This window comes from Mycobacterium sp. 852013-51886_SCH5428379 (assembly GCF_001665575.1).
Taxonomy (GTDB): Bacteria; Actinomycetota; Actinomycetes; order Mycobacteriales; family Mycobacteriaceae; genus Mycobacterium.
The window spans coordinates 1-25,627 of record NZ_LZSU01000042.1; the positions used below are offsets into that span (position 1 = coordinate 1).

The 25,627-nt window shown below is 67.0% G+C and carries 20 protein-coding genes; 10 read left to right on the forward strand and 10 right to left on the reverse strand.

What is annotated here, in order from left to right:
- On the forward strand, window positions 1-174 hold a 174-nt coding region (locus A5757_RS22925), incomplete at its 5' end, for a hypothetical protein (protein ID WP_156618495.1).
- 42 nt (window positions 175-216) lie between these two features.
- Here the strand turns inward: A5757_RS22925 and A5757_RS17425 are convergent.
- Window positions 217-579 carry a DoxX family protein gene (locus A5757_RS17425; RefSeq protein WP_156618497.1) on the reverse strand — a complete coding sequence of 121 codons (363 nt, stop codon included), beginning with the start codon at window positions 577-579 and terminating at the stop codon, window positions 217-219.
- 205 nt (window positions 580-784) lie between these two features.
- On the opposite strand from A5757_RS17425, the gene A5757_RS17430 reads away from it, so the two are divergent.
- Entirely contained in the window at window positions 785-1,597 is an 813-nt protein-coding gene (locus A5757_RS17430; RefSeq protein ID WP_231984051.1) for a sigma-70 family RNA polymerase sigma factor, read from the forward strand.
- Here A5757_RS17430 and A5757_RS17435 read toward each other — a convergent pair.
- Window positions 1,594-1,926, reverse strand: a complete 333-nt coding sequence (locus A5757_RS17435; RefSeq protein ID WP_066836381.1) for a DUF202 domain-containing protein — start codon at window positions 1,924-1,926, stop codon at window positions 1,594-1,596. The genes A5757_RS17430 and A5757_RS17435 overlap by 4 nt on opposite strands.
- Window positions 1,923-2,285: a YidH family protein gene (locus tag A5757_RS17440; RefSeq protein ID WP_066836383.1), complete on the reverse strand. Its 363-nt coding sequence runs from the start codon at window positions 2,283-2,285 to the stop codon at window positions 1,923-1,925. The genes A5757_RS17435 and A5757_RS17440 overlap by 4 nt, the downstream gene beginning before the upstream one ends.
- Window positions 2,286-2,529: 244 nt before the next feature.
- On the opposite strand from A5757_RS17440, the gene A5757_RS17445 reads away from it, so the two are divergent.
- From A5757_RS17445 to A5757_RS17460, 4 genes are read left to right on the forward strand one after another with little or no spacing between them, the layout of a single operon-like run.
- Window positions 2,530-3,984 carry an ABC transporter substrate-binding protein gene (locus tag A5757_RS17445; protein ID WP_066836384.1) on the forward strand — a complete coding sequence of 485 codons (1,455 nt, stop codon included), beginning with the start codon at window positions 2,530-2,532 and terminating at the stop codon, window positions 3,982-3,984.
- Window positions 3,985-4,012: 28 nt separating this feature from the next.
- Window positions 4,013-4,894: an ABC transporter permease gene (locus A5757_RS17450; protein WP_066836386.1), complete on the forward strand. Its 882-nt coding sequence runs from the start codon at window positions 4,013-4,015 to the stop codon at window positions 4,892-4,894.
- Window positions 4,891-5,646: an ABC transporter ATP-binding protein gene (locus A5757_RS17455; RefSeq protein ID WP_066836388.1), complete on the forward strand. Its 756-nt coding sequence runs from the start codon at window positions 4,891-4,893 to the stop codon at window positions 5,644-5,646. Before A5757_RS17450 ends, A5757_RS17455 begins: the two co-directional genes overlap by 4 nt.
- Before the next feature lie 24 nt (window positions 5,647-5,670).
- Window positions 5,671-7,170 carry a SulP family inorganic anion transporter gene (locus tag A5757_RS17460; RefSeq protein ID WP_066836394.1) on the forward strand — a complete coding sequence of 500 codons (1,500 nt, stop codon included), beginning with the start codon at window positions 5,671-5,673 and terminating at the stop codon, window positions 7,168-7,170.
- An 11-nt stretch (window positions 7,171-7,181) separates the two neighbouring features.
- Here the strand turns inward: A5757_RS17460 and ppk2 are convergent, their stop codons facing one another.
- Complete coding sequence (gene ppk2, locus A5757_RS17465) at window positions 7,182-8,060, reverse strand: polyphosphate kinase 2 (RefSeq protein WP_066836395.1); 879 nt, start codon at window positions 8,058-8,060, stop codon at window positions 7,182-7,184.
- A gap of 71 nt (window positions 8,061-8,131) precedes the next feature.
- Here ppk2 and A5757_RS17470 point away from each other — a divergent pair, with 71 nt between their 5' ends.
- Both A5757_RS17470 and A5757_RS24050 read left to right on the forward strand, forming a co-directional pair.
- A complete protein-coding gene (locus A5757_RS17470; protein ID WP_066836396.1) occupies window positions 8,132-8,680 on the forward strand; it encodes a YceI family protein in 549 nt (182 codons plus the stop codon).
- A gap of 148 nt (window positions 8,681-8,828) precedes the next feature.
- On the forward strand, window positions 8,829-10,718 hold the full coding sequence (locus tag A5757_RS24050; protein ID WP_066836397.1) for a serine/threonine-protein kinase: 1,890 nt from the start codon (window positions 8,829-8,831) through the stop codon (window positions 10,716-10,718).
- 33 nt (window positions 10,719-10,751) lie between these two features.
- On the opposite strand, the gene A5757_RS17480 is transcribed toward A5757_RS24050, so the two are convergent.
- Window positions 10,752-12,395 (reverse strand): hypothetical protein, encoded by a 1,644-nt coding sequence (locus A5757_RS17480; RefSeq protein ID WP_066836398.1) that lies wholly within the window; start codon window positions 12,393-12,395, stop codon window positions 10,752-10,754.
- 117 nt (window positions 12,396-12,512) lie between these two features.
- Between A5757_RS17480 and A5757_RS17485 the strand changes: the two genes are divergently transcribed.
- Window positions 12,513-14,264: a hypothetical protein gene (locus A5757_RS17485; protein WP_231984036.1), complete on the forward strand. Its 1,752-nt coding sequence runs from the start codon at window positions 12,513-12,515 to the stop codon at window positions 14,262-14,264.
- A 205-nt stretch (window positions 14,265-14,469) separates the two neighbouring features.
- Here A5757_RS17485 and A5757_RS23290 read toward each other — a convergent pair whose 3' ends face one another.
- The 4 genes from A5757_RS23290 to A5757_RS17500 form a co-directional block, all read right to left on the reverse strand.
- Window positions 14,470-14,634 (reverse strand): hypothetical protein, encoded by a 165-nt coding sequence (locus A5757_RS23290; RefSeq protein WP_197497370.1) that lies wholly within the window; start codon window positions 14,632-14,634, stop codon window positions 14,470-14,472.
- A 565-nt stretch (window positions 14,635-15,199) separates the two neighbouring features.
- Window positions 15,200-18,559, reverse strand: a complete 3,360-nt coding sequence (locus A5757_RS17490; RefSeq protein WP_066836400.1) for an ATP-binding protein — start codon at window positions 18,557-18,559, stop codon at window positions 15,200-15,202.
- Window positions 18,552-19,235: a DUF4194 domain-containing protein gene (locus tag A5757_RS17495; protein ID WP_066836403.1), complete on the reverse strand. Its 684-nt coding sequence runs from the start codon at window positions 19,233-19,235 to the stop codon at window positions 18,552-18,554. Before A5757_RS17495 ends, A5757_RS17490 begins: the two co-directional genes overlap by 8 nt.
- Window positions 19,232-20,668: a DUF3375 domain-containing protein gene (locus tag A5757_RS17500; protein ID WP_066836405.1), complete on the reverse strand. Its 1,437-nt coding sequence runs from the start codon at window positions 20,666-20,668 to the stop codon at window positions 19,232-19,234. Before A5757_RS17500 ends, A5757_RS17495 begins: the two co-directional genes overlap by 4 nt.
- 503 nt (window positions 20,669-21,171) lie before the next feature.
- Here A5757_RS17500 and A5757_RS17505 point away from each other — a divergent pair.
- Window positions 21,172-24,267 (forward strand): DUF3427 domain-containing protein, encoded by a 3,096-nt coding sequence (locus A5757_RS17505; protein WP_066836407.1) that lies wholly within the window; start codon window positions 21,172-21,174, stop codon window positions 24,265-24,267.
- Between the two features lie 188 nt (window positions 24,268-24,455).
- On the opposite strand, the gene A5757_RS17510 is transcribed toward A5757_RS17505, so the two are convergent.
- On the reverse strand, window positions 24,456-25,475 hold the full coding sequence (locus A5757_RS17510; protein WP_066836408.1) for a TIGR03617 family F420-dependent LLM class oxidoreductase: 1,020 nt from the start codon (window positions 25,473-25,475) through the stop codon (window positions 24,456-24,458).
- Between the last annotated feature and the right edge of the window lie 152 nt (window positions 25,476-25,627).

Below are 25,627 nucleotides of genomic sequence, written 5' to 3' on the forward strand. Positions count from 1 at the left end.
AAGGAACTGTGGGAAACCACGATGGATCCGTCGGTGCGGGTGCTGCGCCAGATCACCCTCGACGACGCCGCGGCCGCGGACGAGCTGTTCTCCATCCTGATGGGCGACGACGTCGAAGCCCGACGAAGCTTCATCACCCGCAACGCCAAAGACATCCGCTTCCTCGACATCTAGAGGTCCGCGTCGACCTTCGATCGACGCCGGACAGTTCGTGACTCACGGGTCAACCGCCAGCCACACCATGTACGCGGTTGACGCCACCGCGAGCAGCAGATACAGGCCCGGAAAGGCGATGTTGTACAAGACCCTGGCTCGGACGTGGGCGACGACAGCGCCGATGAAGAACAACACCAAGCCGATACCTGCCGCAACGCCCAACCAGGGCACGGCGGTCACGCCGACGACAAGACCGACAGCGCCCGCCAGTTTCAACGTCGCGAGGTAGGGCAGGACGTTGGCGGGAACGTGCACCTCTGCGGAGTTCTTCAACACGAACCCCGCCTTCGCGTAGTCGGCAACTGCGATGAAGGCGTTCGCCACGATGCAAACAATTGTGGCGGCGAAGAGAGCCGGCATCATGCGCGGTCGCTGCGGAAATTCGCGGCAGCTGGGATCAGCTGGATTCGGATCATCGGTACGCTCATCAGCGGGTGTCTCCTCTTCGGTGGACGTGTCGGACGTGAGATCGGTCGTCTCATCAGTCCCGACGTTCCTCGGCGCAGAAAGGTGACAACTGGTGGTATCGACCTCGGCGTTCGAAGCGGCGCGACCGCAACTGACCGCGGTGGCGTTCCGGATACTCGGCTCGATCCACGATGCCGAAGACGCTGTGCAGAGCGCGTGGATCAAAGCCTCGACCGCAGACACGCAGGACCTTCGCAATCCCGTCGCCTGGCTGACCACCATCGTCAGCCGACTGTGCCTCGACCAGCTCCGCGTGCGGAAGAACCGCGATGAAGAACCACTACTCGCGGACATGCTGTCCGCTGACGTCGTGTCGGCCGACGAGCGCTACCTGCAGCACGAGAGCATCTCTCGTGCACTGATGGTGCTTCTCGACCGGCTGACGCCGGATCAGCGGGTCGCCTATGTTCTGCACGACCTCTTCGATGTCCCGTTCCGGGAGGTGGCGGAGACGCTGGGCACCACTCCCGACAATGCGAAACAGCTCGCCAGCCGGGCACGGCGAAGGATCGAAGGGACCGAGCCGGCGCAGGCGGCGGCGGCCACCGACACGGCCGTCGTGGAAGCGTTCCTCGCCGCAGCCCGCGGCGGCGATATCGACCGCATGGTGGCCCTGATGACCGATGACTGCATGCGCGTTGTCGACCCTGCCCTCGTCCCTGGGGGTACGTCCGCGAGCGTCACCGGCGCGCGCGCCGTCGCCGAGGAGACGAGGCTGTTCGCGGACCGAATCCGAGCCAGTGCCCCGATGCTCGTCGACGGCCGACCAGTCCACGTCATCGCACCGGGCGGCCACCTGCTCGGCGTCATCGCCATCACCGTCAGGGACGGGCGAGTCGCCCGGATCGACATCAGCCGAGCCTCAGCGCACGAGATCTACGCAACGCCGCCAACAACATCTGTAGACCGCTAGAACAGCGGCAGGGCCAGATACGCGACGACCAGCACGGCCAGGGTCACGATCGCCGCCCCGGCGCCGAGCACCTCACGCCGGGCGGTGAGCCGTCCGGCCAGGGGGCGCGCCGCGAGCACCCGGCGCCGGCGACCGCCGATGACGAAGACCGCGACGGTCACCAGCGCCGCAGCCGCCCCGACGACCGTGCGGACGGGCTGGTCGAAGCCGTGATCCTTCACCATGAACAAGCCGCCCGCGACCAGCACGGCCAGCGAGGTGCGGGTCCACGCCAGATCCGTCCGCTCCGCTTGCAGCCCGCGATCCTGGGCCAGCGCTTCGCGGGTCACGCCGCCACCGCGAGGGCCACCGTGACCGTCCCGATCACCACCAGGCCGACCGTGAGATAGACCGGCGTCCGAAGGCGGGGCAGTGGCCGGTCCCGCCGAATGGCGTGGTCGACGCTGTACCAGCGGTGTAAACCGGCGCCGGCCGTCAGCATGGCGAGCACCCCGATCGTCGCTCCGAGCGCGTGCCGCAACCCTGGAGTCATGAGCTCGGGGAGGAACTGCACCACCGCCACCGCGGCGGCCAGCAATCCTAGGGCCGTACGCTGCCAGGCCAGGAACGTGCGCTCATTGGCGAGCGTGAATCGGTAATCGGGTTCGATCGTCGTATCCTGCTCGCTCGCAACACTTTCGCCGGCCATCCTCCCAGCTTGGTCAGGCCTGGCGGAAGCTGCCAGGGCCCGGCGGGTGGCGTAACGAAGACTTCATCCCAAGCTCGCCCGCTCGATGCGCCCGGGCAGCGGACCGGCCGTGCCGTCCGGCGGAACACCGCGGGAGTCCTGCTGACGGCATTCCGGGGCCGGCGCTTTGACCTGCGTTGATGGCGTAACTGCTGTGCAACCTCCGGTGACGGCGAGGTAACAGTAGACCTCGACTCTGGGGTGCATGAACGACCGAACCCCCGCCTCCCGGCCGCGACGCGGCCGCACCGCCGCCGTCATCGCGGCCTTGGCCACGGTGGGCTCGCAGGCGCTGACCGGCTGCGGCCTACTGACCGAGCCCACGGTCACGGTCAACGTCGGCTATCAGTCGAAGACCATCAACACGGTCAACGCCGGCACCCTGCTGCGCGACCGCGGCGACTTCGAGAAGGCACTCGCCGATGTCGGCGCCGCGAACGGTAAGCGGTATCGCGTGGTGTGGCAGGACTTCTCGTCCGGTGCGCCGCTGACCGCGCAGATGATGGCCACCCATGTCGACATCGGATCGATGGGCGACTACCCGCTGCTCACCAACGGATCGAAGACCCGCAAGTACGCCGACGCCGAGACGGAGATGATCGCGACCACCGGCTACAGCCTCCGTGGATCACTCAACCAGGTGGTGGTCCCTCTGTCCTCGGACGCCCGCACGCTCGCCGACCTCACCGGGCGCAAGGTGTCCACCAGCCTCGGGTCGGCAGGCGACGGCATGTTCTCGACGGCATTGGCGCGCAACGACATCGAGCGGGCGCAGGTCAACATCGCCAACCAGGACCCCGCGATCGGCGCGGCCGCCATCGAGGGCGGCCAGGTCGACGCGCTCGCGCAATTCGTGCCCTGGCCGCAGCTGGTCGTCTTCCGGAACCAGGGCAGGCTGCTCTACGACGGCGGTGACAACGAGGTGCCCACCTTCCACGGGGTGGTGGTGCGCAAACAGTTCGCCGACGGCCACCCCGAGGTGATGACGGCGTTCATGAAGGCGGTCAAGACGACCACCGACGCCATCGTCGGCGATCCGCTGCCGTCGGCGATGCGGGTCAGCGCGCTGACGGGCATCGAACCCGAGGTGGTCTACCTCTACAACGGTCCGAACGGCCTGGTGTCCTTCGACATGACCGTCAAACCGCAGTTCGCCTCGGCGTTCGAACAGGTCAAGGCGTTCCTGGTGAAACGCGGATCGGTGACCGCCGACTTCGACGTCCAGGGCTTCATCGACGAAAGCCACCTGCGCGAACTGTTCGGATCCGACTACGAACGGCGGCGCACCGACGTCACCAACCCCGCGGCGCTCAGCGGCACCGACGCGGTGTGCGGACTGCCCGTCGACGATCCGGCCCAGGCATCGGAGCTGTGGCCGACGGGCGCCGAGCGCACCGAGGTGGCCGCCACCCCCACCTGCCTGCTGCGGCGCGTCGCCGAAACCGACGCTGTCCGCGCCGCGTACGTCCCGGACACCTCGACGGGGATCCGGCTGTTCGCCGATCACGCGGTGTGGCTGGACGACCCGGGCGCGCCGCCGACACAGCGCTACAAACCGTTCGCCACCGCTGCCGGTGCCGACACCTACCGTGCCGCCCACCCCCAGGCGGTACCCGTCGATTTCCCGGCTGCGGTGTCGCAGTCGACCGCCACCGACTGACCCCACGCCCTGATCGAAGGAGAAGAAGATGACCCTGACCATGAACGACGTGGCGGCGGTGCCCACCCGGGCACCGGCGGCCCCGCCCCGCACGCCCTGGCGTACCGCCGTCCGCGACGCACTGCCGGCCGGTCTGCGCACCAGGGTGGCCACGGTCGCCCTGCCACTGATCCCGATCGCGGGGTTCCTCGTGGTGTGGCATCTGCTGACCACCTACGGGGTGGTCGCCTGGTTGAGGTTCAACCGGATGCCCACACCGGCCAGCGTGCTGGAGGCGTTCACCGCACGGATCGGTTCGGGCTCCTACTACGACGATCTGCTGGCGAGCCTGCAGCGCATCCTGTTGGGCTTCGGTCTGGCCGCCGTGATCGGCGTCGCACTGGGCATCCTGGTCGGCCGCTCAGAGCTGGCCCGAAAGACGTTGCGTCCCTTCATCGAGATCGTCCGGCCCATTCCGGCGATCGCGCTGGTGCCGCTGACCATCCTGCTGTTCCCCTCCAGTGAACAGGGCATCGTATTCATCACGTTCTTCGCCGCGTTCTTCCCGGTCGTCGTCAGCACCATCCACGCGATGGACTCGCTGCCGAACGTGTGGGAGGAGGCCGCCAAGACCATGGGCGCCGGCCGGGTGTCGCTGCTGTTCCAGGTGATCCTGCCCGGCGCGCTGCCCGGAATCTTCGCCGGACTGTCGGTGGCGATGGGCGTGGCGTGGATCTGCGTGGTCAGCGCCGAGATGATCTCCGGCCAGTTCGGCATCGGCTACTACACCTGGCAGTCCTACGGCCTGCTCGACTACGCCGGTGTGGTCGTCGGCATGCTGTCGATCGGCGCTCTCGGCCTGGCCACCGCCTGGCTGGTCGAGTACGCCGGTCGCCGCGTCAACCACTGGCTGCCGAGGGCCGCCCGATGAGCACCGGAGCCGTCACCCTCGATGGATTGAAGCTGGGTTTCAACGGCGTGCTGGCCGCCGACATCACCCTGACGGTGGATCCGGGGGAGGTCATCGTTTTTCTCGGCCCGTCGGGCTGCGGGAAGTCGACGATCCTGCGGGCGCTGGCCGGACTGCTCGAACCCATGGGCGGCACGGCCACCGTCGACGGCGCGGCCGTCACCGGCAATGCCGCGCAGTGCGCCATGGTGTTTCAGGAGGATGCGCTGTTCCCGTGGCGCACCGCGCTGAAGAACGTGCAGTACCCCGTGCGGCTGCGTGGGGTGCGGGGTAAGGAACTCAAGCAGGTCGCGACCGGGCGGCTGGAGCAGGTGGGTCTCGGCGACTACCTCGACCATCTGCCCAGCCAGCTCTCCGGCGGTATGCGGCAAAGGGTGCAGCTGGCCCGCACCCTGGCGTGTGAGCCGCGGGTGATGCTGATGGACGAGCCGTTCGGGGCGCTCGACGCCCAGACCCGCCTGGACATGCAGCGGCTGCTGATGTCGGTGTGGGAGGCCCAGCGGATGACCATCCTCTTCGTCACCCATGACGTCGACGAGGCGCTCCTGCTGGCCGACCGGGTGGTGCTGCTCAGTCACCGGCCGGCGACCGTGGCGGATATCATCACCATCGACAACCCCCGCGCTCCCGAAGCGCAATTCCACGAGGACTATCAGCGGCTGCGCCGCGACATCCTCGCCTTCCTCGGCCAGAGCCCCGCACAGAGCGCCTGACCGTCTTTCACCCAGGAGAGATTCGTGAGCGTCACCCTTCCGGCCCCGCCGGAACCCACCCCAGCCAGAGCGTCTGTCCTGCAGGCACTTCGGTCTCCGGCGATGTTGCGCACCGAGGTGCTGGCCGGGTTGGTGGTGGCGCTGGCGCTCATTCCGGAGGCCATCGCGTTCTCCGTCATCGCCGGCGTCGACCCCCGGGTGGGGCTGTTCTCCTCGGTGACGATGGCGATCACGGCCGCCATCGCCGGCGGCCGGCCGGCGATGATCTCCGCCGCGACCGCGGCGGTGGCGCTGGTGGTGGCGCCGGTGGCCCACGAGCACGGGGTGGGCTATCTGGTGGCGACGATCGCGTTGGCCGGCGTGTTCCAGGTGCTGCTGGCGGGTCTCGGCGTTGCGAAGCTCATGCGGTTCATTCCGCGCAGCGTCATGATCGGCTTCGTCAACGCGTTGGCGATCCTGGTGTTCGTCTCGCAGGTGCCGCACCTGCTGGGGGTGCCGTGGCTGGTGTATCCGTTGACCGCCGTCGGCATCCTGCTGATGGTGCTGCTGCCCAAGGTGACGACGGCGGTGCCGGCGCCGCTGGTGGTGGTGGTGGTGCTGACCGCGGTGGTCGTGCTGCTGGGCTGGCAGGTGCCCGACGTGGGGGATCAGGGGGCACTGCCGGATTCGCTTCCGCTGCTGGGTATTCCGCACGTGCCGGTGGCGTGGGAGACGCTGCAGATCATCGCGCCGTATGCGCTGGGGGCGGCGCTGGTCGGCCTGCTGGAATCGCTGATGACGGCCAAACTGGTCGACGACATCACCGAGACGGGGTCGAACAAGACCCGGGAAGCGTTCGGACAGGGCACGGCCAACATCGTCACGGCGATGTTCGGCGGGATGGGTGGTTGCGCGGTGATCGGCCAGACGATGATGAACGTCAAGGTCGCCGGCGCCCGGACCCGGTTGTCGACGTTCCTGTCGGGGGCTTTCATCCTGGTGCTCGTCCTCGCACTCGGCCCCGTCGTGGGCATGATCCCGATGGCGGCGCTGGTCGCGGTGATGATCGTGGTGTCCGTCGCGACGCTCGACTGGCACAGCGTCGCGCCCCGCACGCTGAAGGTGATGCCGCGCAGCGAGACTGCGGTGATGGTGGTGACGGTGGTGGCCACGGTCGCCACCGGAAACCTCGCCATCGGAGTGGCGCTCGGGGTGGTGGCCGCGATGGTCGGCTTCGCGCGGCGCGTGGCCCACCTGACCATCGTGGAGTCCGACACGGGAGCCGAGACCCGCACCTACCGGGTGCGCGGGGAGTTGTTCTTCGCGTCGAGCAACGATCTGATCCACCAGTTCGACTACGCGAACGATCCCGACGACGTGGTCATCGACCTGTCCGGCACCGACGTCTGGGATGCCTCGTCGGTGGCGACGCTCGATGCGATCCGGCAGAAGTACGAAGCGCGGGGAAAACGATTGCGGCTCATCGGCCTTGACGGCCCCAGCCTGGAGCGGCTGACGAAGCTGTCCGGACGACTCGGGGTCTGAGTCGTTTCGCGTCAGTCCTCGAGAGCCCGGCCCACGATGAGTGGGTCGGGCTCTCCGACGATCTCGACGTCTTTGTCGTCGTAGTCGAACTTCGAGAGCAGGAAGCGCATCGCGTTGAGGCGACCGCGCTTCTTGTCGTTGGTCTTGACGACGATCCACGGCGCGTGGTCGGTGTCGGTGCGCAGGAACATCTCCTCTTTGGCATGGGTGTAGTCCTCCCAGCGGTCCACGGACTCCATGTCCATGTCGGAGAACTTCCAATGCCGCAGCGGGTCGATGAGCCGGATCGCGAAGCGGGTGCGCTGTTCGGCCGGTGACACCGACGACCAGAACTTGGTCAGGTGAATGCCCTCGTTGACGATCATCTCCTCCAGCAGCGGGGCCTGCTTGAAGAACTCCTGGAGCTGCTCGGGGGTGCAGAAGCCCATCACGCGCTCGACGCCGGCGCGGTTGTACCAGGACCGGTCGAACAGGACCATCTCGCCCGCGGTGGGGAAGTGCCGGACGTAGCGCTGGAAGTACCACTGGGACTTCTCGGTGTCGGTGGGCTTCTCGAGAGCGACGGTGCGGGCGCCGCGAGGGTCGAGGTGTTCCATGAAGCGCTGGATGGTGCTGCCCTTGCCGGCGGCGTCGCGACCCTCGAACACGATGATGTGGCGGGCGCCGGTGCGCCTGCTCCACTTCTGCAGCTTCAGCAGCTCGATCTGCAGCTGGCGTTTGAGCCACTCGTATTCGTCGCGCGACATCTTCTCGTCGTAGGGGTAGCGCTCGCGCCAGGTGTCGATGCTGTTGCCGTCCCGGTCGAGCAGCACGGGTTCGTCGTCATCATCGTCGCGGACGGTGTAGCCGTGCTCGGTGGTCGAGAGTGCTTCGAGATCAATGACGCTCATGGCGGTCGGATAGCCGGAAAGCGGTGGTCGCAAGCGTCCCTGTGTAGGCGGCCCCGGCCTAGAGTCGTTGGGTGACTGCGACGGACTGGGTGTTGGACCCCTCGCACGGCGAACTGCTGGCGACGACGGGGGTGGCCGGGCGGGCCGCGAAGATGGGGCACCGGCTGACGATCGCGTTCCGGTCGTGGCGAATGACGATCAGTTGGGAGGACGACGAGCCGGTCGGCGCCGAGCTGGTGGTCGAGGTGGACTCGCTGGAGGTGGTGCGCGGCGAGGGCGGTGTCACGCCGCTGACGGGTCCGGAGAAGGCGGTTGCGCGGACATTCGCGCTGTCGACCTTCGACGCCTCGCGATATCCGACGATCACGTTCCGTGCCGATGCCGTCGAGGACATCGACGGCGGCTACCGGCTCAGCGGCACGCTGGAGGTCCACGGCAAGACCCGGCCGAAGGCGATCGATGTCCATGTCGAGGACCTCGGGGAGGCGTGGCGGGTTTCGGGGGAGGCCGAGGTGCGCCACACCGACTTCGGGATGAAGCCGTACTCGATGATGATGGGCACGATGAAGGTCGCCGACACGGTCCTGGTGTCGCTGCAGGCGGAGTGCGCGAAGGACTGAGCGCGGGCTGTTCCGACGAGGAGTGCGAAGCGGGCGAACTTCAATCGAATAGCCAACACGTGGGACCGCCGAATTCGCGTCAACAAATCACGCCGTCGTTTATTGTCGCTGAGGTGTTGCGGCCATTTTTGACGGGTAGAACCGGCTTATGCCGTTAGGGGCCGGTACGAAGATTGCTGGATACGTCATCCAGCGAATGCTCGGTTCCGGGGGAATGGGCGAGGTGTACCTCGCGCAGCATCCGCGGCTACCCCGGCAGGACGCGCTGAAAGTTCTGAAAACCAACATCTCGGGGGATCCCGACTTCGTCGAGCGGTTCAACCGTGAAGCCGATCTGGCCGCCAAGTTGTGGCACCCGCACATTGTCGGCATCCACGATCGCGGCAAGTACCGGGGACGCCTGTGGATCTCCATGGACTTCGTCGACGGTACCGACGTGGGCCAACTCCTCGAGCAGTACCCGGACGGGATGCCCGTGCAGGACGCTCTCGAGATCGTCACTGCGGTAGCGGAAGCACTCGATTATGCCCACGGCATGGGTCTCCTGCATCGCGACGTCAAGCCGGCGAACATCCTGATCTCCGGAGACGTCGCCGGCGAACGCCGCATACTCCTCGGCGACTTCGGTGTCGCGCGTGATCTCGCCGATGACACAGGTGGCGGTCTGACCGCAACGAATATGACCGTGGGCACTGCCTCGTATGCGGCGCCGGAACAGTTAATGGGCCTTGACGTCGATGGACGAACAGATCAGTACGCATTGGCGGTGACGACGTATCACTTGCTGACCGGCGCGCCGCCTTTCCAGAACTCAAGGGCTGCGGTCGTTATCGGCCAGCACCTCAATGCGATACCTCCGCGGCTCGGCGACGCCTACGCGGAATTGGCGCCTCTCGACGCGTCAATGTCCCGCGCATTGGCGAAAGACCCGGCCGACCGTTTCGACACATGTATCGATTTCGCCCGCGCGCTACAACAACCGGAAGAGCCGAGAACGGAGCGTGCCGGAGCGACTGCTCTGAACGAGGCGGAGACGATGATCCGTCCCGTTGAGGCCGCCGTGACACCATCTGCTCCGGTGCCCGAGGCGACGCATGCGGCGTCCACCGGACGCACGCATCTGCGCGTTGCGCTGGCCGCCGCGGCTGGGGTGGCGGTAGTGGCCATAGGAGTGGTCATCGGGTACTTCGTCCTCGCGCCCGCCGACAAACCGCCTGTGGAGGAATCTTTCGCGCTCGCCGGAACGCTGCACCTGCCCGATGAGGTGGTGAAGACCGACGGTCTGCCTGGCGGCTACACGTGTGCCGGCACGAACCGCTACAGCGACATCGGACCGAATGCTCCGGTGACGGTTGAAGACGAGTCGGGCAAATTGCTCGCGAAAGGAGCTGTCGAGAGAAGTCGCAATGAGCGCGATGGGTGTGCGGTGTCTTTTTCCGTCTCTGAGGTTCCGGCCGGGGCGGAGTTCTACCGGATTCAGGTCGGAGCGCAGCCGGAGATGAGTTACACCGAGGCCGAAGCGAAGGCGGGCGTCGAGGTCGCAATCAACGCCGCGCAAGCTGAGCCCTCACCGACCACGGTCACTGCCGCACCGCCACCAAGGGCGCCAGCTCCCCCGCCGCCTCGGACAGTCACGGTGACCCCCAACCCCGACTCGTCGAGCCTCAACCAACTACGGGCGCTCGCCAATCAAGATCGCCCCTTCGTCAGTGAAGTCCTGGCGGACCGATGGGCACCGCAGATCAGTTCAAAGCGGGTGGGTTTGGAGGCCGAAGGCACGGTGTGGGACAACGCGCAGATCTTGGATGAGCACCTTCGCCTACGACAGATGTACCCGAATGCGAAGCTTCTATGGTCAGGTGACTGGTCCGTGTTCGACGGCGACAACTTCTGGGTGACTGTCGTTGGCCTGCAATCACCCGACTACACCGACGTGCTCGCCTGGTGTCGCAATCAAGGCTTCAGCCGGGACAACTGCATCGCCAAAATGGTGAGCACCTGGAGGCCTGTCGCCGGGACGACCAAATTCAATCGCTGACGCAATAGGGCGCCTGTCGCACCGCCCGGCGGATCAGCCCGGCGGTCGCCGGTACGCCGTCGTCGGCGGGGAGTCGTCCGGCGGCGTGATCGCCTGAGTCGAGGGCTCTCGGCGCTGGATTCGCAACGCCTCGGTCGGCGCGGCGATCTGCTGCGTCGGCGGCGCCGGGATCACCGTGGTGTTCTCCTGCGGCCGCCGGGCGATCCGCGGTAGCGGCGGCGGGACCATGGCGGTGGGCGGCTCGGGCTGCGGGGGCGGCGGTGGTGGTGTCGCGGGGCGGGCATTGCGGCGACGCGCGAAGAAGCCCGCCAGCGGGCCGGTGAACAGCATCGCGACGAGCACGGTGAGGCTGAGCAGGCAGACGACGACGTCGAAGGTGCTGGTGATCTGCTGGGCGAGGTTGTTGCCGTAGATCGCGTTCGGCGGGGCCTCGGCGTAGCGCGGAGCGAGGGCGACGCCGATGGCCAGGTTCGCGACGGTGAAGGCGGTCAACGCCGCGCTGAACGCTGCGATGACGGGTGCGGTGGCGTCGCCGCGGGCGAGCCAGCGGTGCAGCCACCACGCGATGAACCCGGTGACCAGGTTGAACACCGCCATCGCCACGGTGTCGTACAGCGCGCGCGGCAGGTCCAGCGACCACGCGATGACGAAGTCCGCCACACGGCAGGTCGCCGCCGCGAACGCCCAGAACGCAATCAGCGTCAGGCACTTCTGCGCGGCGGAACGGTAGGCGCCCAGTGTCGGCGGCTGGATCTGGAAGACCGCGTACAGCGTGGTCGGGGCGACGATGGCCGCGGCCGCCGCCCAGAACAGATATCCCTCGTAGCCGATGGCCGCGGTCGAGGTGTTCTGGGCGATCCCGTGGAAGGCATCGACGTCGCGGCCGACCGGCAGGATCCACACCAATGTGGTTGCCACTGCGGCAGATCCGCCAAGCGCGGTCACGGCCAGCCGGGCGGCGGCGGACTTCTCGAGCAGCCAGCGCGACGCGATGATCACCGCGGTCAACGCGACCGCGCCGTAGAGCAGGGTGGTGACGATGACCGCGATGTCCTGGCCGCCGAACTCGGCGTCGGCGACGAACAGATATCGCAACCGCCAGTACAGATTCCACCCGACTGCCAGCGTCGCCAGCCCGATCGACACCGCGCCCAGGAAGCGGGCCGCCGCGTACCAGCGTCGAAAACGGTTGTCCTCGAGGGTGATACTCGTGATCGGCGGCTGCGCGGCCAGCAGCGCTCCGGCGAGTCCGACAATGAGTCCGGGCCCGACGCCGGGTGGCACCAGCCCGGTGCCGCCGTCCTGCACGGTCTCCGCGAGGTGGTAGCCGACGAAACCGATCGCGGTGACGAAGTACGGCAGGCAGACGATCAGCCGGACCCGGCTGAGCATGCGGACGTCGAGGTCCGGATTGGCGAGCCGCAGTTTCCCGACGTAGGCGTCGACCACGGCGCTGATGGCCAGGAGGGTCGCCACCACGACCACTGCCCACAGCGTCGCGTTGTTGCCGAAGGCGCCGAGACCGAAGTCGAGGTTCCACGGCAGGAGCAGCGCGAGAACGAGCAGCACGACGGCCACTCCGTCGCGCACCATGTTCGCCCGGCGGGGTACATAGCCCGCCCGGGGCGGCTGGCCGGCCCCGACGGTGGGTGCCGCGTCGTAACGCTGGTCGCTCACGAGACGATCCTTCCTTAGACGGCACCGGGAGGTGTCGACACCTCAGCGTGCTCACTTTCACCTCTGGTGACAAGCAGGGAGCGGAGTAGCTTGGGGGCGTTCGACGAGGGTGGAGGAGTGGTTTCGGTGGACGTGGTCCTCGGGGTGGCGGTCACCGGGCGCGTGGCGCGCCTGGCGATGATCGGTTCGCCGGCGTCGGGTGGTCAGGTGTTCGACCAGTACGCGCTGGACCTGCCCGACGGCGGCATGACCGACCTCGCCGAGACCATCGTCGGCACCCACCGCGAGGTGGCCCAGTCGGGTAACCGGATGGCTGCGATCCGGCTGTGCCTGCCCGACGCGTCGGAGGCGGAGACGCTGCGGCAGACCGTGCTCAACGCGGGGGTGGAGAACGTCGACCTGGTCGCCGAGACGGAGGCCGCCGCTGCGGTCGCGCGCAGCGTCGGCGCCGACGCGGCGTTGCTGCTGGCCGGTGACGAGACGGTGTCGCTGACGCGGGTCGGCGCGGACCAGGAGTCGACGTCGGTGCTGGCGTCGCTGCCGATCGGGGCGGCCGGGGCTGCCGTCGCGAGTGCGTCGGTGCTGCAGTCGCTGCCCGGTGGCGAGACGGCGCGGATCGCACTGGTGGGCCAACGACTGGACCTCGATTCGATTGCCGCTGAACTGAGCTCGACGACGCCGGTGGTGCTGCCGCCGGATGCGGGATATGCGATCGCACGCGGGGCCGCGCAGACCGTTGGGGAGTTCCCGGCGGGCGCGGCGACGATGATGGCGCCTGCGGCGGTGGACGCGACGCAGATGGCGCCGGCGGTCGACGCCACGCAGATGGCGCCGGCCGTGGAGACCACCCAGATGGCGCCTGCAACGAATCCGGGGGCGGCGGTCGGGCCGCAGCTGGCGTACTCCCAGGAGGAGCCGGAACCGTACGAGCTGCCGTACGAGCAACTCGAGGAGTTCGTCCCAGAGCTCGAGGACGAGCAGGCCTACACGGCGATGATCGCGCCGCCGCCACCGAAGACGCTGCTGATGGGCAGTGCGTTCGCGTTCGTGGTGGCCGCGTTCGCGACGCTGGCGGTGTCGGTGGCGGTGACGATCCGGCCGGTGGCGGACGTGGCGGCGCAGCCCGCGCCACCGGTGCAGCCGCAGACGGTGCCGGGGCGGTTCCTGCCGGAGGTGCCGCACGCGCCGGACCCGGTGGCGCTGCCCGTCGCGGTGGTCTCGCCTCCGCCGGCGGCGCCTGCGGTCCCGGTGCCGGTGAACCGCGGGCCGAACCCGATCGTCCCGCCGCCGGTACAGATTCCTGCGCCCGCGCCGGCGGTTCCCGTCGTACCGGTGCCAGGAGTGCCGGTCGTACCGGTGCCGGTGGTGCCGACGGCGCCGTTCCCGACGTTCAATCCGTTCCCGACGATTCCGACCTTCACAACGACGGTGACCACGCCGGTGACACCGACGACCACGCCGTCCACCACGACACCGACGACGACTCCGTCGACCACCACGCCGACCACGACGCCGTCGACGACAACGCCCACAACGATGGTCCCGACGACGACCGCAACGACCACGGCGCCGCCGACGACTACCCAGCCGCCGACGACCACTCAGCCTCCGACGACCACCGCGACGGTCGCGCCGACCACGACGATCGCGCCGACCCAGACGAGCGCGCCGGCCCCGGTGACCACGACGGTTCCGACGGTGGCGCCGGAGCCGGAAGTGCCGGCGTCACAGACATCGGCCTACACGCCTCCGGCAGAGCCGGCGTACACGGCGCCTGCAGAACCGGCGTACACGGCGCCGGAGGTGCCCTCGGACAGCGGTGGGGGCGGGTACGAGGTGCCGGTGACGACGTTCCTGGAGTCGCCGTAGGCGGCGACCGGAGCCCGAGGTCACTCCGCGTTCGTGCGATTCCAGCCGCTGCGATGCGAACTCCAAGATGCCTCGCGGGTTTCCGCCACCCGTCGAGCATCGCGGCCCGCGTTGCCGCGCGCATACCGTGACGCGGCCGGCGGTTGTCACGCCGAGGCAGGAATTCGCGACCGACATTCCGCCTGAAGTTTCGTTCAGCGTGCAGTCAGCGCCAACCGGGGTCGAAAGGCAGCTTGTCCGCGCTGTCGATCCACCCGTCCCCGTCGCTGTCTGCCGGGGTCGTCTCGAGCATGTCATCGATGATGGCGTTGATTCCGTTCTGCGCGATCGGGTGAAGGGGGGCAGGTGCCGGCTGCATGGCGGGGGGCATGTCGGTGCAGACACCCGTCGTTTCGGTTGGGTACCACCCGGGATCGCACGCCGCCGCAGTCGGAGCGGTGGCGAGGATGACTCCAGTTCCGGTAGCGGCGAGAGCTAGGGTGATGAGGGGGGTTATGCGCGAGACCATTGCCGTGCTTCCTGTCGTGTGAAAGTCCCGAGCAGGGCTCTGCCCGAGCTGCGGTCGGGCACAGTCGGACACGTGTGTCGTGGAATCAGCCTCCCCGCGCGGCTAGGTGCCAGCCGTTCCCGATCAGTCGAAGCCTAAGAACGATCGCGGCATCGTGATAGCGAAACCAGCGATTCGAGTCACGCATGCTATAACCTGCAAAGATTTGATCTTGGTGCCAACTCTAGCAAGCGGTCGAACGTGCAGGTCAGCATCGCTGGGGTTCCAGAATCGTCGCCGCAGACTTCGAAGATGCTGCTCCGCGCTCTTGGCGCTCGCAATAATCCGCGGAGACGCACGTCAGGGTGGTGAAGGACGACCGAACAGCGTTGCGGAACTCACGGAGTTGATCGAACGCGCCGGGAACTCCCGTGTACACGTACCGAGATCACACCCCCGCGGGCGCCCGCGCGCTCTCCCGCATCTCCTGCCGCAGCGAGGTGAACTCCGAGATGGTCCGGGTCGCCACCGTCGCCACCGGACGTGCGTTGCGGCCGGTCGCCTCGGTCTTCGACACCATCACCACGCTGTCGATGTACGGCTGGATCGTCGTGGCGTTCTGCACCGTCGCCACGATCACCAGCTGGAAGCCGAACTTCCGGAACGCCGACAACGCCTGCTGCGCGAACTGCGGATCGGACTTGCTGAATGCCTCGTCGAGCATCAGCTGTGCGAATACCGGTGTGTTGTCGGTGCTTTCGGGGCTGGCCAGGTTGAAGCTCAGCGCCCCGGCGAGGCAGAACGCCATCAGCTTCTCCTGCTCACCGCCCGAGTTGTCGCCCGCATTGCTGTGCGTGCGGATCAATTCCTCGCTTGCGACGTCCCACTCGGCGCAGTCGAACGTGAATCGGTTACGAACATCCAACGCGTCCCGCGTCCACGCCTTGTCCTCCGGCGCCGTCGAGGCGAGCCGATTTCGCAGCCGCAAGATGTCGGCGTACTGGTCGAGGATCGCCTGCTTGTCGCCCAGCCCGACTTCGGCGATGCGCCGCGAGATCGACCGCACGATTTCGGTCAGCTCGGCCACCGCCGTCAGATGCCGCGGCATGGCCCGCAGCGTCAGCCGGGTGCCGCGGTTGAACTCCACCGACCCCAAACCCGTGTTCACGCGGGCGATCTGGTCGGCGATCCGCCGCGTCTCCTGCTCGGCCACCCGGTGCAGCGTCAGGATCGCATCCGGCGCCTGCTCGGTGACCAGCCGCATCATCCGCTCGTAGGCCTCAGGCAGTTCGCGCTCGTCGATGTGCCGGCACAGCGCGACGTAATCGTGCACCCGCTCGTCGAACACATCGCTGTCATTGGGGATCGCATCTGGGAACGCCGTGTCGAAGGTGTTGAGGATTCGGGCCAGCTCGTCGTAGGACCGGCGGCGGCTCTCCCGCAGCTGCTCGCGCTCCTTCTTGATCGCGGTGAACAACGCATCGCGGTGCGGCTCCGGATCGAGCAGCTCGAGAGACACCGGCAGCGCGGCGGCGTACCGCTGCAGCAGCTCGGTCAGTGGCTCGGAGACGAACGCCGGCGACAGTCGGTCCTGCAGCTCGAGCAATCGGGTGCGCCGCTCGTCGAGATGGTCGCGACGGGTCTGGATCGCACCGCGCCGGGTCATGAGCTTCTGGATCTCCGACCAGCATTCGTCGGCACGGGCGTTGAGCGCCTCGATGTCGGGGTTGTCGGCGAGCAGCAGCTCGTACTGTTCGCGCAGCCGCTCGGCGTGCCCGTCGGCGGTCTCGGTGTCGATCTGGCTCCACTGCGGGTACTGCTCGCAGATCGCCTTGCACGCCGCGGCGCGGTCTCGCCACTGCTGGCGCTGAGCGGCGATGTCGTCGGCAGTGCGGCGGGCCTGCTGGAACGATTCCTCGGCGGTGGCCAGTTCGAGGGTCAGCGCGTTGATCTTCGCCGATACATCTCCCTGATACAGGTATTCGGACTGCCGGACCGCCCGACGGTCGTCCTTGACGGCCAGCCGATCGGAGTCCTTGTACAGGCCGGTGTCGGTGACCGCGCGGCGGAACCGGGCGAACACGTCGGGGGTGTCGACGCACACGTGGTCGCCGGCAGAGGTGATGACGTCCACGGCCTCGGCCGCGCACGGGTGCCTCGGATCAACGGCGAATAGCTTGCCCGCCAACGTGTTCGGCTCAGGGTCGACCGGTTCGGCGCCGAGCATCTTTGACCGCACGTGGTGCAGTTGCAGACGTCCCCGCATATCGGTGGTGTTGACCAGGCGCAGCACCTTGTCCCAGTAGGCGTCGGGCACCAGCAGCCGCAGTCCGGCGCCGCGCAGCACCTTTTCCACCGCGAGCCGCCAGCGCGACTGGTCGGGTTTGAGGTCCATCAGCTCGGCGATGTAGGGCAGCTCCATCGGGCTGATGCCGAGCTCGGCGCAGATGTGATCGCGCATCGCCAAAGCGAACTCGGGCAACGCGGATCCGACGTGCTCGACGCGCTTGAGTTCCTTGGTCGCCTCGTCGCGGTCGATGCGCGCAGACTTCTGCGCGTACTCCGCGTCGGTGGACGCCTCCCGGTGGCGTTCCACCTTGGCGAGCAGCTCGGTGGCCTGGGCGAGAAGCTCCTCGCGCAGGTTCCAGAACTCCTCGGCGGTATCGGGGGTGTCGATGTCCTGGGCGGCCAGCAGCGTCTCGTAGGCGGCGCGGCGGCGCTCGACCTGCTCGGCCTCGGTCTCGGCGGCCGTCACCTGGGACTGCAGCGGCGCAAGGTTCGCGCTCGACCCGCTGATCTGCGCGTTGAGCGAATCCGCCTCGGCCTTCGCGAGATTCAGCGATCGAGTGACGTCTTCGTATTCGTTCTCCAGCTGGTCGATCGTGCCGTCGAGCATCGCGATCTGACCCGGCGTCTGGGCGAGGCGCACGTGGTCGGTGAACGCCCGCACCATCGGCGCGTCCACCAGATCGATGATGCCGAGGTCGGAGGATTCCGAGGCGTAGCGCAGCTGAATCTGCTCGATGTCACCGAGGATCTTGCGCTTCTTCTGCGCGACGGCGAGCAGTTCGCGGGCCTCGACCAGCGGGTCGATCTGCTTGAGTGCCTCGGGCAGCCGGGCCAGGCTGTCGGGTTCGTCGAGCATAAACTCGCGGACGAACTGTTCCAGCCCACCAACGCTTTTCAGCGACTTGGCCTTACCGAGCAGCTGCTGGGCGGCGTCGGAGGCGCGGATCCCGATGGTGGCGTACAGCTGCGCGAGGTACTGCGATTCGACTTTGGTGGTGAACCGCCACTGTTCCTTGAACACCCCGGTGTCGAATCGCCCTGCGGCCCAGCGGTTGCAGACATCTTCGATGTCGAGGTCGCCGTCGCCGAGGACGAAGCGGCTCGAGGAGTCGTTGCGGGATTCGCCGGTCAGCCATTTGAGGACCAGGCCGGTGACGGTGCGGCCGGTGGTGCTGGTGTAGGTGACCGCGACGGCCGACCAGGCGGTGCCGTCGCCGCGCAGGTACATGACGCGGCTGGTGCCGCCGTCGCTGCGCTGGCCCCACGCCCCGCGGACGTACTTGTCGACGGTGCGCCGCCCGGCGCTGGACCCGGCGGCGGTGTTGTCACCCGAGGCGTTGAAGTTGCGCCGGTTGAACGGCAGGAATCCCAGCGAGATCGCGTCCAGCAGTGACGATTTGCCGCTGCCGGAGGCGCCGGCGATTAATGCGCCGCCGGGGCTGAACGGGATGGAGTGGTAGCCGTCGAAGACGCCCCAGTTGATGACCTGCAGGCGGGACAGGTGGAACTGATCAGTCATCCTCGGGCTCCGCTTCGACCGGGGCGCCGCCGTTGAGCAGTTGTTCGAACTGCTGCTGCAATTCGGTGATGACCGAGGCGGTCATGATGGCGGTGATGACGGAGGAGATGAGGTAGCTGTCCTCGTCGTCGCGGCTCTTGCGCAATATCTCGAGGCCGGCCAGGCGGGCGATGGCGCCGTCGATGCGGGCGGCGAAGGCGACGTTGTCGCGGTCGGTGTCGTTGAGGACGCCGGAGAACAGGCCGTGCATCTCCTCGCGGCTGATCAGCACGGGGGTGCCGCCGGAGGCGCGCATCATCTGGGCGAGGTGCAGGGCGAGGATGGAGTCGTAGGTGCCGAGCGGTTCGCGGCGCAGCAGCTTCATGCCCTTCGCGGATTCGTAGCGGGCCTGTTCGACGAATGCGACCTCGGTGCCGTCGACGACGCGCAGCAGCAGGTCGAGCTCGGACAGCCGCACCGAGAGTTCTCTGCGGTATTCAAGGACCCAGCTGTAGACGTCGGCGTCGGACTCGGCGCTGACGTAGCGGCGGGTGAGCAGGTGCTGCAGGGCCCAGCAGGCGCGGTCGGGGAGTTCGGAGACGTCGCCGTCGAAGCGCGGCCGGCGCGCCACGGACGGGCGGGCGGACTGGTCGACCTGGGGGAGCGACGAGAAATCGATGTCGCTGTCAGTGGTCACGAGGAGGCTCCGGCGAGGGTGGTGATCGGTTCGGTGAACATCAGGCGGGGGACGGCCATCTCCCGGTCGCGGCCGTCGAGGGATTTGAAGCGGACGGTGGTCTCCTCGGCGGCATCGGCGAGGGGTTGTTTGAGGGCCCAGGACCACAGGACGATGACGTGGCCGAGGTAGGCGGTGTCGAGCATAGCGACGGCGTCGGGCAGCGAGACGGGGCCCGCGGTCAGGGCGTGGTTGAGCATGTCGGACATGGCGGGGGCGTCGACCTGGGTGGTCAGCGCGGCGAAGCTGGTGAGGTCGACGGTGCTCTCGGCGGGGGCGGCGGGCTTGGGGGTGGACAGGTCGCCGATCTTGAAGCTAAGGGCGCCGACGGAGCTGATGGCGTGGCGGGCCAGGGGGACGTCGAGGTCGAGGCGGGAGTCGATGAGGCTGGTCTTGAGCAGGGCTCGGGCGGCGCCGATGGCCTCGTTGAGCTGGCGGGCGACGCCGCGGCTCTGCTCCATGGTGCCGAAGGCGGTGAAGCGTTTGACGCGCTGGGCGCAGCGCTGCTGGATGCGTTCGACCTCGTCGATCTGGTGGCCGACGAGTTCAAAGAAGCCGGCCATGACCTTCCGCAGGGCGGGGTCCAGCGCGGGGAGGGCGTCGGCGACGGCAGCGACGTCGGCTTCGAACTCGGCGCGCTGGTCGGGGTCGTTGATCATGCGCAGGAAGGCGCGGTGGGAGTCGCGGCCCTGGGAGTCCCAGGCGGCCTGGTAGTCGGCGTACATCTGGCGTTGCCGGTCGCGGTAGGCGGTGTTGGAGTCGATGGGTTCGTCGAGGGCGGCGGTGGCCTGCTCGATCATGGTGCCGTACTGGCCGATGTCGGTGATGAGGCGTTCCATCTGCAGGGCGATGGCGTTGGCCTCGTCGTAGCAGTCGGTGACGTCGGGTGCGGGGCGCTCGCCGGCGTCGAGGGCGTCGAGTTCGGCGTGCAGGGCAGCGATCTCGGCCTCGATGTGGGTGCGGATGCGGGCGGGGTTGGTGTCGACTTTCGCGGCGACGGTCTTGAGGCGGGCGGCGATGCCGGTGATGGAGCCGCCGGTGGCGATGGTGTCCTGGCGGCGCATGGACCTCAGGAAATCGAGGGCGCGGCGGGCGTCCTGGGTGAGGTAGCAGACGTTGTGCTCGTGGCGTTCGTCGACGATGCGGTGCAGCCAGCCCTGGGCGGCCCAGGACTTGATCATCTGCAGGCCCGACTGGGGGTCGCCAAGATCGGTGAGGTCGCGTTCGAGGCGGACGACGAGCTCGGTCTCCGGGACCTGGCCGTCGCTGAGGTGACGCTCCATCAACGTGGCGTAGAGGCTGAGGTTGGTGGTGGCGAGGAGCCGGATGGCGCGGGAGTGCTGGAGGTCGCGGTTGAGGGTGAGGAGGTCGGACAGAGCTGGGCTGTTGTTCACCTGCGTCCTCTAGTCAGTGCGTTCGTCGGGAGCCCCAACATAGGCGAGGAGACTGACATCCTCATTTGCGGGGCGGGGCCGTGTTGGCGCGAGGTTTCGGTTGAGCGCGCGTCGCCGGGATCTTCAGCGTGGCCGAGTGTGGGCCCTGACTGTTGCGTCCAGACCCTCGTTGCACCACCCGTCTGAACTCCCCTGATGAACGATGCCGAGGGGCCCGTGGCAACGCGTCAAGGGGCCGTCGAGCGAAGTGGTTGATGAAGTCGTCTTGGCGAGCAGACCGGTCATCTCAGGGAGCAAAAGCCGGGCGAGCGGGCACGACCACCGCGACGCCCGTAGCCCCCGCATACCCGTAGGGGACAGCAAACGGGGACATGTGTCGGTGAGCTGACCTAAGCTTCCGGACGAAGCCGCGGCGCGCTACAGCAGGTGTCTTCCGCCTCCGGGCGATCATGTCCGACAACTCCATCTGACCGCTGACACCGCAACCATTTCTAGGCGAAAAAGTGACGGAACTAAATCCCGGCATCTACGAAGTACTCGTCACCGAGGCGCTACGCGCGCGCCTCGCGCCGCTTGAAAGATCATTCCGTCCAACGGTGCGGCCGTTACATGAGGCCGAAGCTGCCGATCGGATTGCGCTGCATTTAAGCCGACAGATCGAGCAGGCTCTCGCGACGGTCACTGAGGACGCGCGGGTCCAGGTCGGCATTGAAGTTGCACAAGCCCTGATCGCGCGACTTGCCGAGTTCGTCAACGTTGACGGATACGACCCACCCATCGAACCTGGCGAGGTTCTCCACGCGATCCTCGAGCATCGCCCGGATGGGACGCCGCGCCCCATAGCCAAACCGCTTATCCCGCTGCTCGACACCACCCTCCTGACTAATGCGCCCGGCGAGCCGGGCCTGTTGAACCAGATTGGCGCCGAGATCGACTCCGCCGACGCGATCGACGTCGTAATGGCCTTCATTCGCCGCAGCGGTATCCACCCGCTTCTTGTGTCATTGCGTCGGCACTGCGAACGCGGCAGGCCGCTGCGCGTGCTGACCACCACCTACACCTGCTCCACCGAACGAGCTGCGCTCGACCAACTCAAAGGACTCGGCGCGGAAGTTCGAATCTCCTATGACCTCAGCACTACTCGCTTGCACGCAAAGTCTTGGATTTTCCATCGCCGGTCGGGCTTCTCCACGGCATACGTTGGCTCGTCAAACCTGACCCACGCTGCGCAGGTGACTGGCCTGGAGTGGAACATCCGGGCCTCTTCGGCTCGGAACCCCGATATCCTCGCCAAGTTCGAGGCGGTATTCGAAAGCTATTGGCAAAGCGTCGACTTTGTTCCGTACGAGCCGGAGCAGTTCGATGAAGAGCTCCGACGGGCCGGTCGCGCCGAAACCGGGCCGACCGTCATCCTCAGCCCCATCGAGCTTCGCCTTGAGCCATTCCAGGAACGCCTCCTCGAGCAGATCGAGCTTTCCCGCGGACGCGGTCACCACCGCAACTTGCTCGTCGCCGCTACCGGCACCGGCAAGACCGTCATGGCCGCCGTCGACTACGCACGGCTGCGTGCCGAATTGCCGCGCGCCCGGGTGTTGTTCGTGGCCCATCGCAATGAAATTCTCGATCAGAGCCTCGCCACCTTCCGCTATGCACTGCGCGATGCATCGTTTGGCGAGAAGTGGATTGGCAATTCGCGACCGCATCATTTTGAACATGTTTTTGCCTCGGTGCAGAGTCTTAACGCCACGAACCTCGATGACCTCCCTCCGGATCATTTCGACGTCGTCATCGTCGACGAGTTCCACCACGCAGCTGCGCCCTCATACCGCAAGCTCCTTGATCACCTGGAGCCCCTGGAACTGCTCGGTCTCACCGCCACTCCGGAGCGCAGTGACGACCTGTCGATCCTGCATTGGTTTGATGACCGTATAGCCGCCGAATTGCGGTTGTGGGACGCTATTGACCAGCAGCGTCTTTCGCCGTTCATGTACTTCGGGATTCACGACGGGCTTGATCTCACCCAGATCCCTTGGCGCCGAGGCCAAGGTTATGACCTCGACGCTCTTAGCGGCCTCTACACCAGCACCGCTGCCTGGGCGCGCACCGTTCTCCAAGAGGTGCTTCGCCTCGCCGATGATCACAGCACCATGCGTGCCTTGGGGTTCTGTGTCAGCATCGACCACGCGAAGTTCATGGCGACGCACTTCAATAAGGCCGGTGTTCCCGCGGTCGCGGTGTGGGGTGATAGCCCGCCGACCGACCGTAGGGCGGCGTTGCAAGACCTCGCTGCCGGCCGGATTCGCGTCATCTTCTCGGTCGACCTCTTCAACGAAGGGGTCGACGTGCCTACCGTCGACACCGTGCTGATGTTGCGCCCGACCGAGAGTCCTACGCTGTTTCTTCAACAACTAGGCCGAGGGTTGCGACGCTCGAAGGGCAAGACCTTCTGCACCGTACTGGATTTCGTCGGCACGCATCGCCGCGAGTTCCGCTTTGACCGTCGCTATCGGGCGCTCATCGGCGGCACCCGCCGCGACATTGAACAGGCTGTAAGGCAGGGATTTCCGTTCCTGCCGGCGGGGTGCCACATGCACCTTGACGCCAAAACGTCCGAAATCGTGCTGCGCAGCCTCCGAGAGGCGATTCCGACGCGCTGGCTAGCCCGCGTCGACGAACTCAGAGTCATTTACGTGAGGAACCCCGCCGTCACGCTGTCGAAGTACCTCGCCGAGTCCGGACTCGACCTGCCCGAAGTGTACGAGGGTTCGCGCTGTTGGTCGGATCTTTGCGAGGCCGCTGGGGTACCGACCGAACCGGCAGGGGCGCACGAGAAACCGTTACGTAGGGCCTTAGGACGCCTACTACATGTCGACGACGACGAACGCATCGCTGCTTATCGAAGGCTCGTCCGATCATCCACGCCGGTAGACGTCTCCGGAATGTCGGAGCGTGAGCGACGCCTCGTCCGGATGCTCGTCGCCAGCATTGGTGACCAGGTGTTGACCAAGACCACCTCGTTGCAGGCGGGCATCGACCTGTTGTGGGCTCACCCTCAGGTGCGTGCCGAGCTCGCCCAGCTGCTGCTCGAACTCGACGACCGGGTGGATCACCTCCATAGCGCGCTCGACCGCCACCCCGACGTGCCACTTCAGGTGCATGCCCGCTACTCGCGGATCGAAATTCTTGCGGCCTTCGGTATCGGCGACAACGCCAAGGTGGCCCCCTGGCAGACGGGCGTCTACGAGGCCAAAAGCGCCAACGCCGAGCTGTTCGCCTTCACTCTCGACAAAAGCAGCGGCGCCTTTTCGCCGACCACGCGCTACCGCGATTACGCTATCAGTCCCAAACTCATTCACTGGGAAAGCCAGTCGATGACCCGAGCTGACAGCGATACCGGTCTGCGTTACCGGAACCAGGAACGGGACGGCCGATCGGTCATGTTGTTCAGCCGCCTGCGCGCGGATGAACGCGCCTTCTGGTTCCTCGGCCCTGCCACCTACCGCGGGCACGTCGGCGAGAAACCGATGGCCATTACGTGGGAGCTGCACACGCCGCTATCCGGCGACCTGTATCAGTCGTTCGCCGCTGCGATCGCTTGAGCGCAGCAGCCAGTTCGCCGTGGCCTCGGAGTAGGGCCGATACAGGGGCAAGCGCGATCAATTGCTTGTATCCACTCTTGAAGTGCGCACTCGGAGCTTTCAGAGTGGCGGCGACGTAAGCGCGAAGTTGATCACTGTGAGCGCGCGTCACGCGACTGTACCCGAAAATGAATGCACTTCACAGCTCCTTAGCGCGCCGCTGAAAGCCGCTGCGCCACAGCGCCGTACCGCTCGAACCGCTCCGGATTCGCCGCCGCGTTGTACAGCACCACCCGCGACGCCACCCCGTCATACTTGGCCCGCAACGCGTCGGCCAGACCGTCCCACGTCGACTCCGTCGCGAACGTCGCGATGTGGTCGTCGGTGATGCACGCCGCCATGCCGGCATAGTCGCCGGCCTTCTGCTTCTCCCGAATGCGAGCCGTCGTTCCCTCGAAGCCGGCCTCGTCCCAGATGAACGCGTAGTTCGGCGTGCTGCCGTAGAAGCTCATGCTCGCCCGTACGAGTTCACGCTCCCGGTGCCGCACCTCGTCGGTGTCGCCGACGATCGTCATCACCGGCACGATCAGCGCGACGTCATCGGCTGATCGTCCCGACTTCGCCGCTCCCTCAGCCACTTTCGGCACCACATGCCGCGCGATATAGCCCGGCTCGCCGAGCGGATGCACATGCACCCCGTCTGCCACCTCGCCCGCCATCCGCAGCATCCACGGGTTCACCGCCGCCACGTCAACCTGCGGGTCCGGCGCGTCGATCGGCCCGGCACTCCATTGCGGCGTGATGAAGTCCAAATCGTAGAACTCGCCGTGATGGTCCAACGTGCCCGTCCGGAACGCCGAGAAGCACGCCTTCACCGCCAGCACGTAGTCCCGCAGCCGCGGTCCCGGATGCTCGAACTGCGCCCCATACCGCCGCACCACATGCGTACGCACCTGCGTGCCCAACCCCAGCCGGAATCGGCCACCGGACGCCTCCTGCAGCTCCCACGCCGACGCCGCCGTCACGAACGGACTGCGCGGGAACGCCACCGCCACGCCCGTCGACAACTCCAACCCCGGCGCCGCCTGCGAGGCAACCGCCGCGTTGAGATACGCCGTCCGACCGGTCTCGGTGAACAACAGCCCGGAAAAGCCCGCGGCCTGCGTGCGTCGCGCCAGCTCGGACGTCTGTTGAAGCGGCAGCGGAGTCGTCATCACGTCGACGTACACGACCCGAACCCTACGTGAGGCCCGTTCCTTGGCAGTGTCTGCCAAACAATTATGGTCGAAGTTGTCTGCTGATCATGTGTGCCAGATCTCATGGCGAACCTAGCGTGATTGACCTCACATCAAGCTCGCACGGACTTCATGGTTCGCGGAAC